The sequence below is a fragment of the Variovorax sp. UC74_104 genome (genome assembly GCF_044055375.1).
Taxonomy (GTDB): Bacteria; Pseudomonadota; Gammaproteobacteria; order Burkholderiales; family Burkholderiaceae_C; genus Variovorax.
The window spans coordinates 6,427,004-6,439,042 of the sequence record NZ_CP171978.1; the positions used below are offsets into that span (position 1 = coordinate 6,427,004).

Genomic DNA, 12,039 nt, shown 5'->3' on the forward strand with positions numbered 1-12,039 from the left:
ACCATGGACACCACCCAACTCTTCTCGCTGAAGGGCCGCACCGCGCTGATCACCGGCGGCTCGCGCGGCATCGGCCGCATGATCGCCGAAGGCTTCCTGGCGCAGGGCGCGCGCGTGTACATCTCGGCGCGCAAGGCCGCGGCCTGCGACGAGACGGCGAAGGAGCTGTCGGCCTTCGGGCACTGCGTGTCGCTGCCGGCGGACGTGTCCACCGTCGAGGGCGCGCAGGCGCTGGTCGATGCCTATGCGAAGCACGAAGGCTCGCTGGACATCCTGGTGAACAACGCAGGCGCGGCCTGGGGCGCGCCTTACGAAGAGTTTCCCGAAAGCGGCTGGGACAAGGTGGTGGACCTGAACCTGAAGACGCCCTTCTTCCTGACGAAGGCGCTGACGCCGATGCTGAAGAAGGCCGCGACGGATCATCTGGCGAAGGTGATCAACATTGCCTCGATCGACGGAATCTCGATCAATCCGCAGGAGACGTATTCCTATGCGGCCAGCAAGGCCGGCTTGATTCAGCTCACGCGCCGCATGGCGCTGCGGCTGGCGCAGGACCGCATCGTGGTGAGCGCGATTGCGCCCGGGGCGTTTGCTTCGGACATGAACAAGGTGGCCCGGGATCACGGGGATGAGATCAAGGGGCGGATTCCCGCGGGGCGGATCGGGGTGCCGGAGGACATGGCGGGGGCGGCCATCTATCTTGCGTCCAGGGCCGGGGACTATGTGATGGGGTCTACGTTGGTGGTGGATGGGGGTGTTACGCACGCACGTTGAGCTGCTGCTCGCTGTGCTTGCTGATGTCTGCGGAGTGGTTGCTTCCCGAGGCCGGGTCTCGGCCCGGCCCCGGGAAAAATCCAAAGCAAGGCAATCAATTCCAACGAGGAACAGCCTCATCCTTGAGCTGCTGCCTCAACACCCCATAGTCCGGCAAGACACTCTCCACGGTCTCCCAGAACCGATGAGAGTGATCCATGACCCGCAGATGCGCCAGCTCATGCGCAACGACATAGTCGATCACCGGCAGCCGGAAGTGAATCAACCGCCAGTTGAGCCGAATCGACCCATCCGCACTCGCACTCCCCCACCGCGTGGCCGCATTGGAAAGCGACAGCTTCTCCCACCGCACCCCGAGCAGCGGTGCAAAGTGGTCCAGGCGCTCGATGAACAGCTTGCGCGCCTGCCGCATGAGCCAGGCCTGCGCCGCATCCCTGATCTGCGAAGGCTCGGCGTTCTGCGACACGGCCAGCCTCAGGACCCGGGGCCCGTCGCCCTCGGCCGGATCGAGCGTCCCGCCGACGCTTGCAAAGCCGTGCTTCGGGTCGAGCCGCAGCACGATCTGCTCGCCCAGGAACGGAAAGCCCGCGCCGTCCTTCCATTCGATGCGCGTGGCTTCGACGCGTGCATGGCGCTGCCGCGTCTCCGTCAGCTTGCGCAGGATCCAGTCTGATTTCTCGCGGACGGCGGCATCGACGTCACGCAGCGCCACCCATCGCGGCGCGCGCACCGACAGCCCGTCGGCGCCGACCAGGAAGCCGATCGTCTTGCGCTTGCCGCGCTTGAATTCATAAGCCACGCGCGCCGAGCCGAGCACCACCTCGCGGGTGGCCTGGGGATGCACGAAGCTCGCGAGCGTCAGCGTGTCGGCCAGCGGCACCGCCGGCGGCGCATGCGGCGCATGGGGGTCGACGAGCTCCTCGGCCGGCGCCACGACGGCCGGCGGCGCAACCGGCGGGTGGGGCTTCGTTTTGGGCCGGCGCGGCCGTGCCGGCGCGGGAGCCGGTGGCGCGAATTCGCTGCCCAGCCCCTCGAAGAGGTCCATCGTGAACCGGAGCAGTCCCCCCATGGCGGGCTCCTTCCTCTCTCTTCCTCAGCTCACCGCTTCCTGCTGCGCGGGCTGCGGGGAGCTGCCGGCGTAGGCCTCGGGGTCGAGGCGGCGCATCTCGGCCTCGATCCATTCCTCGACCTCGCGCATCAGCTCGTCGGGCTTGCGGCCCACGCTGGGAATGGCCGGACCGATGGACACGTCGACCACGCCCGGACGCTTGATGAAGGCCTTGCGCGGCCACACCTTGGCCGAGGTCACGGCGATCGGGATCACCGGCACGCCGGTCTCGCAGGCCAGCCGCGTGCCGCCGCTCTTGTAGGTGCCCTTCTGCCCGCGCGGAATGCGCGTGCCCTCGGGGAACATGATGATCCAGATGCCCTGCGCGAGCAGCTTGCGGCCCTGGTTCACGACCTTGTTGAAGGCCTGCGCGCGCTGGCTGCGGTCGATGTGGATCATGTCCAGCCGCGCCATCGCCCAGCCGAAGAAGGGGATGTAGAGCAGTTCCTTCTTGAACACGTAGGCCAGCGGATGCGGCATCAGCGTGGGCATCAGGAAGGTCTCGAGCGTGGACTGGTGCTTCACCAGCAGGACCGCGCCGGCGAGCTTGTCGGTGGGCAGGTTCTCCATGCCGCTCACGCGGGTCCTGATGCCCAGCAGCACCGCGCGCGCCGCCGATGGCCCAGCCGAGCCACCGCTCGGCCATCCAGTAGAGCGGAATGCCGCGCTTCCAGAGCGAGCTGACGCACATGATGATGCCCCAGGGCACCACGGTGACGAGCATCCACAGTGCGTGGAGAACGGAACGGAACAACGCCATCAGACAGCCACCTGCAGTGCATCCCGCGCTTCTCGCGCGAGCAGAAAATCGACAAAGGCGGCGAGGTCGTCGTGGACCATTGTGTTCGCCGGGTATTCGGAAGGAAGCGGATCGACGCCGCGGCAGGCCGCGCCCATGCCCGTGAGCAGCAGGTGCGGCTCGCAGCCGGCGGCAGCGCCGGCCTGCAGGTCGCGCAGGCTGTCGCCGCAGGTCGGCACGCCCTCGAGGTCGATGCCGTAGCGGTCGCCGATCTGCAGGAACAGGCCCGGCTTGGGCTTGCGGCAGTCGCAGTCCTCGTCGGGGCTGTGCGGGCAGTAGAACACCGCATCGACCTTGCCGCCCACGGCCGCGAGCATCTTGTGCATCTTGGCGTGCATCGCATTGAGCGAGGCCATGTCGAACAGGCCGCGGCCCAGGCCCGACTGGTTCGACGCGATCACCACGTGCCACCCCGCATGGTTGAGCCGCGCCACCGCCTCCAGCGCACCGGGCAGCGGCGTCCACTCGATGTCGCTCTTCACGAAGTCTTCGCGGTGCACGTTGATCGTGCCGTTGCGGTCGAGGATGACGAGTTTCATGAGCTTTGTCCCGCTTCGATGCTGCGCCGGCCGATCCATTCGTCGATCTGCGCCACAGGATATTTGGCCGCGTCCAGCAAGGCGGCACGCTCGCGCAGGACGGCGGTGGACACCAGGCCGAGCCTGAGCAGCTCGCGCACGAAGTCGGCGTCCTTCTCGCGACCGGCCACGCATTTCGACAGCGCCAGATCGTGCAGTTCGGGGCAGACCACGGTGACGTCGCCCACATAGTGGAGGCTGGCGCGCTGCATCCAGTCGGCCGGCATCACCGCAGTCTCGGGGCCGACGCCGTCGGCGTGGTATCCGAAGGTTTCGTCGAAGCTCGACAAAGCGCCGATGGCACCATCGATCAGATCGGCCTTCTCGGGATGCAACGCGGGATAGAGATCCAGCTCCCGCGAAACGAGAAGGCTCGCAGGCGCATCCTTCAACAGGAAGAGCAGCGCCTGGCTGCCGATCACGACGAACGACTGCTCCTGCGCGATGGCTGCAGCCGCGCGCAGCACATGCTCGGCTTCGCTACGCTGCATGTGTGCCCTGCCGCGCCGCGCGCAGGAGTTCACCGCGCTCGCGCTGCGTCATGAGGACGCCGACGGGAGAGACATTGCGCAGCGCCGCAGCGTGGTCGTCGCTACCGCAAGTGGCCTGCTCGATGGCATCGACGCCAGCCGCGAGCATGGCTCGCCACTCGTTCCAGTAAGGATCGGACCGCGTGGCACCGGCTCTCGCCTGCCATCGCTCGAGCGTCGCGGAAACATCCGCGAGGCGCGCAGGCTCCGCCCGCAACCGGGACACTGCGAGGCGATGTGCCCGGAGCAGGAAGTCGTCGATCTGTTGCTGGCGGTTCATGGGCGAATTATCGAGCGCCGGAAATCAGACAGCCAGCCGCTCGAGCTGCGCCACGCGGTTCATCGCGGCGTGCAGCGACATCAGCAGGCCCAGGCGGTTCAGGCGCAGGTCGGCCTGCTCGGCATTGACCATCACGCCGTCGAAGAAGGCGTCGACCGGCTCGCGCAGCGCGGCCAGCGTCTGCAGCGAGGCGGTGTAGTCGCCGGCTTCGAACTGCGCGTTGGCGGCGGGCACGACCTGCGCCATGGCGGCGTGCAGCGCCTTCTCGGCGGGCTCCTGCAGCAGCAGTTCGCTGACGTGCGCGTCGGCCTCGGGGGCCTTCTTGAGGATGTTGCCGATGCGCTTGTTGGCGGCGGCCAGCGCGGCTGCGGCCGGCAGGGCGGCGAAGGCGCGCACGGCGGCCAGCAGCTTGGGTACCTCGCCCAGGCGCTGCGGGCGCGGGGCCAGCACGGCCTCGACTTCCTGGGCACTGGCGCCCTGCTCGCGCAGGCTGCCGGCGAGGCGGTCGAGGATGAAATCCTGCAGCTCGCCGGTGGCGCGGCTGCTCTCGAAGCCGGCGATGCCGCCGAACTGCGCGGCGGTTTCCTGCAGGAGCGCGTCGAGCCCCAGCGGCAGGTCTTTCTCGATCAGCATGCGGATCACGCCCAGTGCGTGGCGGCGCAGCGCGAAGGGATCGCGGTCGCCGGTGGGCAGGTTGCCGATGCCGAACATGCCGACCAGCGTTTCCAGCTTGTCGGCCAGCGCCACCACCAGGCCCACGCTGTTGCGCGGCAGTTCGTCGCCGGCGAAGCGCGGCTTGTAGTGGTCCTCGATGGCGTCGGCCACCGAAGCGTCGAGGCCGTCGTGCTGGGCGTAGTAGCGGCCCATGATGCCCTGCAGCTCGGGGAACTCGCCGACCATGTCGGTCACGAGGTCGGCCTTGGCAAGCTGGGCGGCCTGCGTGGCGTGCGCGGCGAGCGTCGCGTCGCCGAGCTTCTCTGCAATGCCGCGCGCGATGCGCATCACGCGCTCCACGCGCTCGCCCTGCGTGCCCAGCTTGTTGTGATAGACCACCTTGCCCAGCGACTCGACGCGCGAGGCCAGCGACTTCTTGCGGTCCTGGTCGAAGAAGAACTTGGCGTCGGCAAGGCGCGGGCGCACCACGCGCTCGTTGCCGCCGATGACAGCGCTCGCGTCGTCGGGGCTGATGTTGCTGACGACGAGGAACCTGTTGGTGAGCCTGCCCGAGGCGTCGAGCAGCGGGAAGTACTTCTGGTTGGCCTTCATCGTGAGGATGAGGCACTCCTGCGGCACTTCGAGGAACTCGCGCTCGAAGCTGCAGACCAGCACGTTCGGGCGCTCGACCAGCGCGGTCACTTCGTCGAGCAGGGCTTCGTCCTCGATGGGCACCGAGCCGCCACCAACCGTCACTGCGGCCGCCGCGAGCTGGCGCGCGATCTCGGCGCGGCGTGCCTCGAAGCTCGCGATGACGGCGCCTTCTTCCTGCAGCTGCAGCGCGTAGCTGTTGGCATCGCGCAGCACGACCGGGTCGACCGCCGCCTCGAAGCGGTGGCCATGCGTTTCGCGGCCGGCCTTCAGGCCCAGCGCCTCGACCGGCACCACGGCGTCGCCGTGCAGCGCCACGAGGCCGTGCGCGGGGCGCACGAAGCTCACGCTGGTCCAGCCCGGCAGCTCGCAGCCGCTTTCGAGCTGGTAGCTCATGACCTTGGGAATCGGCAGCTTGGCGATCGCCTCGGCCAGCGCCTTCTGCAGGCCCTCGGCCAGCGTGGCGCCCTTGGCGGTGCTTTCGTAGAACAGGGCTTCGGCCTTGCCGTCCATGGCGCGCTTGAGGCCGGGCACGGCGGAGGCGTCGGCGCCGAGCGCGCCCAGGCGCTTGAGCAGCGCGGGCGTGGGCTGGCCCGAGGCGTCGAGGCCCACGGCCACGGGCATGAGCTTCTGCGACACGGCCTTGTCGGCGGCGCACTCGGCCACGTGCGTGATGTGCGCGGCCAGGCGGCGCGGCGAGGCGTACGGGGTCAGCACCGCACCGGGCTGCGCGAGCCCCTGCGCCACGAGCTGGTCGCGCAGCACGCCGGCAAAGGCGTCACCGAGCTTCTTCAGCGCCTTGGGCGGCAATTCCTCGACAAACAGTTCGACAAGAAGGCTGGCAGACGACATGGCTCAGAGAATAGGAGGAAATGGGCCGCGAGCGGCACCGGCCACGGGCGCGCAACGGGGCAGCGCCGTGGAAGGGAAAGAAAGAGGAAGAACGACTCGATTCATGCGGCGACGGCGCCGGTGCGCCGCTCCACATTGCGGCGCGCGAGGAGCACGGCCATCGAAACCACCAGCAACGGCGCCCACACGGTGAGCATCTCGTTGAACAGCACCTGCGCGCCGCGCGGCGAGAAGAACTTTTTCAGCGCGATCGGCGACACCTCGATGGGCCGCCACGGGCTGAAGTAGCGCACGTCGCTGAAGGGCCAGAAGAAGGCGATGCCGATGCCGCCGTTGGTCAGCATGTCCAGCAGCGGATGCGACATGGTGCACAGCGAGACCCATGCCCATCCCGCCGCCCGGCGCATGCCCCAGCGCGGCGCGAGCCACCAGCCGGCGAGCCCCAGCAGCAGCGCGAACACCAGCGTGTGCGTGAAGCCACGGTGCCCCGACATGCCGCCGTAGGCGATGCCGAGCTTGAAGGCCAGGCCGTCGAAGTCGGGCACGATGGACGCGAGCATGCCCGCCAGCAGCGCCGACACGGGCACGCGCCGCGAGCCCAGCGCAATGGCTGCGCAGACCGGGACGGCGACGTGGGTGAAGACGGTGGGCATGGGAGCGATGTGCGCGAAGGCGCTTCAGGCAGCCTTCTTCGGGGGCATCTGCGCGACCCATTCGCGCGGCGCCATCGGAAAGCCCAGGCGCTCGCGGCTGTCGTAGTAGCTCTGCGCCACGCTGCGCGCGAGGTTGCGGATGCGGCCGATGTAGGCGGCGCGCTCGGTCACGCTGATCGCGCCGCGCGCGTCCAGCAGGTTGAAGCTGTGCGCGGCCTTCAGCACCTGCTCGTAGGCGGGCAGCGCGAGCTGGGCGTCCATGAGGTGCTTGGCCTGCTTCTCGTGCGCATTGAAGGCGGTGAACAGGAACTCGGCGTCGCTGTGCTCGAAGTTGTAGGTCGACTGCTCGACCTCGTTCTGCTTGTAGACGTCGCCGTACGTCAATTTGGAGCCTGCGGCGGGGCCATCGGTCCAGGTGAGGTTGTAGACGTTGTCCACGCCCTGGAGATACATGGCCAGGCGCTCCAGGCCGTAGGTGATCTCGCCGGTGATGGGCTTGCAGTCGATGCCGCCGACCTGCTGGAAGTAGGTGAACTGCGTCACCTCCATGCCGTTGAGCCAGACCTCCCAGCCCAGGCCCCAGGCGCCGAGCGTGGGGTTCTCCCAGTCGTCTTCCACGAAGCGGATGTCGTTCTTCTTCAGGTCGAAGCCCAGGGCCTCGAGGCTGCCGAGGTAGAGCTCGAGGATGTTCGAGGGCGCCGGCTTCAGCACCACCTGGTACTGGTAGTAGTGCTGCAGGCGGTTGGGGTTCTCGCCGTAGCGGCCGTCCTTGGGGCGGCGGCTGGGTTGCACGTAGGCGGCTTTCCAGGGCTCGGGGCCGAGGGCGCGCAGGAAGGTGGCGGTGTGCGAGGTGCCCGCGCCCACTTCCATGTCGTACGGTTGCAGCAGCGCGCAGCCCTTGTCGGCCCAATACGACTGCAGTTTGAGAATGATCTGTTGGAAGGTCAACATGAAGCTGGCCGGCACGGGCCGGACATTGGACGGTAGCGCGGCGACACGCCGCGAAAGCGGGCGATTTTACGTTCGGAGGGCAACTCTCCCACAGCGGCGCGGGAAGTCGCCTGCTGGCGGCGCCGGGCGGCGGGTGCGACAACACCCCTCCCGCCGCGCGCGACGGCGCACCGCCGCCCGCGCCCTCCCGCTTCTTTTTTCCACCCGCTTTTCCCAAGATCCCTGGACATGCCCGTGCCCGCGCCGCCCGAGACGCCCGAGTCGCCCAACACCGCCCCCGCCCCCGATGCGCCTCTTTTCGTCGTGCTCAACGCCGGCTCCGGCAGCGAGGACGCGGCCGAGGCCCGCCGGGTCATCGAGGAAGGCTGCGCCGCGGCCGGCCGGCGGCTGCGCATCTTCGTGGTCGACGAACCCGGCCGGCTGCAGGCGCTGGCGCGCGAGGCGGTGGAGCGGGCGCGCGCAGCCGGCGGCGTGGTGGTGGCCGCGGGCGGCGACGGCACCATCAACGCGGTGGCGCAGGCCACGCTGGGCAGCGGCTGCGCCTTCGGCGTGCTGCCGCAGGGCACCTTCAACTATTTCAGCCGCACCCACGGCATCCCGCGCGACACCGCCCAGGCGCTGCACATCCTGCTGACCGAACGGCCGCGGCCGGTGCAGGTGGGGCTGGTGAACGACCGGGTGTTCCTGGTCAATGCCAGCATGGGCCTGTACGCCGACTTGCTGGAGGAGCGCGAGACCTACAAGTCGCGCTTCGGCCGCAGCCGCTGGATCGCCTTCGGCGCCGGGCTGCTGACGGTGCTGCGCGGCCACCGGCACTGGAACCTGCGCATGGCCTGGCGCGGCAAGGAGCGCGACATCCGCACGCCGACGCTGTTCGTCGGCAACAACCCGTTGCAGCTGCACCAGGTCGGCATCCCCGAGGCCGATGCGCCCGAGCAGGGCCGGCTGGCCGCCATCGTGCTCAAGCCGGTGGGGCCGCTGTCGATGCCGGGGCTGCTGGTGCGCGGCGCGCTCGGGCGGCTGGGCGACGCCGACGAGGTGCTGACCTTTCCGTTCGAGTCGCTGACCGTCAAGGCGAGCCGGACATTCGCGCAGCGGGGCCCGCGCCGCGTGAAGGTGGCGACCGACGGCGAGATCGGCTGGGTCGACATGCCGCTGCTGTTCCGCGTGTCGCCCGAGCGGCTGTGGCTGGTGCGGCCGGAGGAGACGGCGCCCGAACTCGAGGCAGCGCGCGAATGAGCTGCCTGCTGCAGGTCTCGGACCCCCACTTCGGCACCGAGCAGCCCGAGGTGCTGCAGGCGCTCGAGCGGCTGGCGCATGCGCTGGCGCCCGAGCTGGTGGTGCTCTCGGGCGACATCACCCAGCGCGCGACCGTGGCGCAGTTCGCGGCGGCGCGCGCCTTCGCCGACCGGCTGGCCGCGCCGGTGCTGGCCATTCCGGGCAACCACGACATTCCGCTGTTCCAGTTGGCGGCGCGCGTGTTCGCACCGTATGGGCGCTACCGCCGGGCCTTCGGCGACGATCTCGAGCCGGTGTTCGACTCGGCCCGGTGGCTGGTGGTCGCGGTCAACACCACGCGCTGGTACCGGCATGAGGACGGCGCGGTCTCGGCCGAACAGGTCGAGCGCGTGGCAAGTCGGCTCGAGGCGGCAGCGCCCGGGCAACTGCGCGTGGTGGTGACGCACCAGCCGGTGATGGTCACGCGCACGCGGGACCTGGGCAACCGCCTGCACGGGCGCGAAGGCGCGGTGGCGCGCTGGTGCGCGGCGGGCGCCGACCTGATCCTGGGCGGCCACATTCACCTGCCCTTCGTGCGGCCGCTGCACGACGCGTTCCCGGGCTGCGCGCGCACGGCGTGGGCGGTGCAGGCGGGCACGGCCGTGTCGCGGCGAGTGCGCGCGGGACACCCCAACTCGGTCAACGTGGTGCGCACCGATATCGCCGAAGACCAGCGCGCCTGCCGCGTGGAACGCTGGGACTACGTGGCGCAGGACAAGGCCTTCGGCTGCGCCGAAGTATTCGGCCTTTCCCTTGCCAGCGAGGCAGCGCGGCCTTAGGGTGCTGCCGCATGCCGCTAGAAGCCTCCCTTCCTTCCCTCCCCTCCCTTTCGCCGCTTGTCGTCTTCGCCGGAAATCTCGGCGCGCATGCGCTGCCCTGGTTCCTCTCGCTGCTCGCGGCCTCGGTGCTCGGCGCCGGCGTAGCCTGCCACCTGCTGCAGAAGCGGCACTTCAGGCTGCAGGACGCCGAAGAGCCCAGCGAGCCGCGCATCGCGCTCGCCTTCGCGTCGGGCTTCGTGCTGATCCTGCTGGCGTCGAGCCTGTTCGCGTGGATCGCCTCGAACATCTCCGACGGCCACGTGCTCGGCCAGGCTGACCACGCGCTGACCGACGCCATCGCCGCGAACCTGCCGCGCGCCGCGCTGGTGGTGTTCAGCTGGGTCACGCACCTGGGCGACGCGGCCTTCCTCGGGCCGGTGTGCGTGCTGGTGGCCGCGGTGCTGTGGCGGCACCGGCATCGCGGACTGGCGCTGGGCTGGGTGCTCGCGCTGGTCGGCATCGTGTTGCTGAACCCGGCGCTCAAGCAGATCTTCGCGCGGGCCCGCCCGATCCACGACCACGGCCTGGCACTGGAGACGAGCTACAGCTTTCCCAGCGGCCACAGCGCGGGCGCGATCGTGAGCTACGGGATGCTGCTGTATTTGCTGCTGCGCACTCTGCCGGTGCGCTGGCATGTGCCGGGTGCGATGGCCGCCGCGGGCGCCATCGTGACCATCGCCTGCAGCCGCATCTTCCTGCAGGTGCACTTCGCGAGCGACGTGGTGGCCGGCCTGCTCACCGGCCTGGCCTGGCTGCTCGTGTGCGTGGGCGGCCTGGAGTACGCGCGCCACCGCCGGCTGCGGCGCGCGCTGGCCTGAGCTTCGCCTGCATCGCCCGGCGGGCGTTCGCGAGGAACGAACACCGCGAGGCGAGGAGCAGGCCGGGGGAGATCAGTACTCCCAGAAGATGCGCTGCAGTTCCTTGGTGTTGTTGGTCTTCGTGAGAGCGACCATCGCCAGGATGCGCGCCTTCTGCGGGCGCAGGTCGTGCGCCACCACCCAGTCGTACTTGTCGTCGGGCTGCTCGGCGTTGCGGATCACGAAGCCGTCGGGCACGCGGGCGCTGCGGATCACGATCACGCCGTCGGCGCGGGCCTTCTGCAGGTTCGGAACGATGCGGTCGGCCACCGAGCCGTTGCCGGTGCCGCCGTGGATCAGCGCCTTGGCGCCGCTCTTGGCGATGGCGTCGATGGCCACCGAGCTCACGCCCTCGTAGCCCATCGCGATCTCCACCGGCGGCAGCGCGGTGATGCTGTCGATGTCGAACTCCGAGTTCATGGTGTGGCGCTTCACCGGGGCGCGGAACCAGTAGTTGCGGCCCTCGACGATCATGCCCAGCGGGCCCCACTGGCTGGAGAAGGCGCTGGTCTTGATGTTGACGTTCTTGCTCACGTCGCGGCCGGTGTCGATGTTGTCGTTCATCGTCACGAGCACGCCCTTGCCCATGGCGTCCTTGCTGCCCGCCACGTTCACGGCGTTGTAAAGGTTGAGTGCGCCGTCGGCCGACAGCGCGGTGCCCGGGCGCATGGAGCCGACCACCACGATCGGCTTGCTGGTGTGCACGGTCAGCGTGAGGAAATAGGCGGTTTCTTCCAGCGTGTCGGTGCCGTGGGTGATGACGATGCCGTCCACGTCCGACTGCTTCGACAGTGCCGACACGCGCTTGGCCAGCGTCAGCAGGTTGTCGTTGGTCAGGCTTTCCGATGCGACCTGGAACACCTGCTCGCCGCGCACGTTGGCCACCTTGGAGAGCTCCGGCAGGCCGGCGATCAGCTTCTCGACGCCGACCTTGGCGGCCGCGTAGGTGGCGCTGTTGACGGCCGAGGCACCGGCCCCGGCGATGGTGCCGCCGGTGGCGAGGATCACCACGTTGGGCAGCGCCTGCTGCGCCTGCGCGAGCGCGCTGGCAGCCAGCAGCGCGGCACCGGCCGCGAAGGCACGGAAACGGGGAGAAAGGTACATGGAGAACTCCTGTGTTGAGGTGAATCTTTCCAGGGTGAATCGACATTCAAACGGGGCCGCGAAGGACGAATGCCGGGTGCAGTGCAAGGCGCGGCGAGCGCCGCGTAGCTCGGCTACGCAAGCGAAGCGCAGCGCCGCAATGCCCCCGGCAT

12 protein-coding genes and 1 pseudogene are annotated in these 12,039 nt (G+C 69.3%); 4 read left to right on the forward strand and 9 right to left on the reverse strand.

Going from position 1 to position 12,039, the window contains the following annotated elements; all coding sequences use genetic code 11:
* Positions 1-3: 3 nt before the first annotated feature.
* Entirely contained in the window at positions 4-774 is a 771-nt protein-coding gene (locus ACHMXA_RS30420; protein WP_093205966.1) for an SDR family oxidoreductase, read from the forward strand.
* Between the two features lie 94 nt (positions 775-868).
* Here the strand turns inward: ACHMXA_RS30420 and ACHMXA_RS30425 are convergent, their stop codons facing one another.
* From ACHMXA_RS30425 to glyQ, 8 genes and pseudogenes are all read right to left on the reverse strand, one after another.
* On the reverse strand, positions 869-1,843 hold the full coding sequence (locus ACHMXA_RS30425; RefSeq protein ID WP_395317526.1) for a M48 family metallopeptidase: 975 nt from the start codon (positions 1,841-1,843) through the stop codon (positions 869-871).
* A 24-nt stretch (positions 1,844-1,867) separates the two neighbouring features.
* Positions 1,868-2,642 (reverse strand): annotated as a pseudogene (locus tag ACHMXA_RS30430) (lysophospholipid acyltransferase family protein).
* Positions 2,642-3,220, reverse strand: coding sequence for a D-glycero-beta-D-manno-heptose 1,7-bisphosphate 7-phosphatase (gene gmhB, locus ACHMXA_RS30435; RefSeq protein ID WP_176668987.1), 579 nt, complete (start codon positions 3,218-3,220; stop codon positions 2,642-2,644). The pseudogene ACHMXA_RS30430 and the gene gmhB overlap by 1 nt, the downstream one beginning before the upstream one ends.
* Positions 3,217-3,750 carry a DUF6036 family nucleotidyltransferase gene (locus tag ACHMXA_RS30440; RefSeq protein ID WP_395317527.1) on the reverse strand — a complete coding sequence of 178 codons (534 nt, stop codon included), beginning with the start codon at positions 3,748-3,750 and terminating at the stop codon, positions 3,217-3,219. The genes gmhB and ACHMXA_RS30440 overlap by 4 nt, the downstream gene beginning before the upstream one ends.
* Positions 3,740-4,069, reverse strand: a complete 330-nt coding sequence (locus ACHMXA_RS30445; protein ID WP_395317528.1) for a hypothetical protein — start codon at positions 4,067-4,069, stop codon at positions 3,740-3,742. The genes ACHMXA_RS30440 and ACHMXA_RS30445 overlap by 11 nt, the downstream gene beginning before the upstream one ends.
* Positions 4,070-4,093: 24 nt before the next feature.
* A complete protein-coding gene (gene glyS / locus ACHMXA_RS30450; protein WP_395317529.1) occupies positions 4,094-6,226 on the reverse strand; it encodes a glycine--tRNA ligase subunit beta in 2,133 nt (710 codons plus the stop codon).
* 101 nt (positions 6,227-6,327) lie between these two features.
* Complete coding sequence (locus ACHMXA_RS30455; protein ID WP_395317530.1) at positions 6,328-6,879, reverse strand: metal-dependent hydrolase; 552 nt, start codon at positions 6,877-6,879, stop codon at positions 6,328-6,330.
* Positions 6,880-6,903: 24 nt separating this feature from the next.
* Entirely contained in the window at positions 6,904-7,830 is a 927-nt protein-coding gene (gene glyQ, locus ACHMXA_RS30460; RefSeq protein WP_176668984.1) for a glycine--tRNA ligase subunit alpha, read from the reverse strand.
* Between the two features lie 228 nt (positions 7,831-8,058).
* Between glyQ and ACHMXA_RS30465 the strand changes: the two genes are divergently transcribed.
* From ACHMXA_RS30465 to ACHMXA_RS30475, 3 genes are read left to right on the forward strand one after another with little or no spacing between them, the layout of a single operon-like run.
* Positions 8,059-9,069, forward strand: a complete 1,011-nt coding sequence (locus ACHMXA_RS30465; protein ID WP_395317531.1) for a diacylglycerol/lipid kinase family protein — start codon at positions 8,059-8,061, stop codon at positions 9,067-9,069.
* Positions 9,066-9,887 (forward strand): metallophosphoesterase family protein, encoded by an 822-nt coding sequence (locus ACHMXA_RS30470; RefSeq protein WP_395317532.1) that lies wholly within the window; start codon positions 9,066-9,068, stop codon positions 9,885-9,887. Before ACHMXA_RS30465 ends, ACHMXA_RS30470 begins: the two co-directional genes overlap by 4 nt.
* 11 nt (positions 9,888-9,898) lie before the next feature.
* Complete coding sequence (locus tag ACHMXA_RS30475) at positions 9,899-10,744, forward strand: phosphatase PAP2 family protein (RefSeq protein ID WP_395317533.1); 846 nt, start codon at positions 9,899-9,901, stop codon at positions 10,742-10,744.
* Positions 10,745-10,816: 72 nt separating this feature from the next.
* On the opposite strand, the gene ACHMXA_RS30480 is transcribed toward ACHMXA_RS30475, so the two are convergent.
* Entirely contained in the window at positions 10,817-11,887 is a 1,071-nt protein-coding gene (locus tag ACHMXA_RS30480) for an asparaginase (protein ID WP_176668980.1), read from the reverse strand.
* Positions 11,888-12,039: the final 152 nt, after the last annotated feature.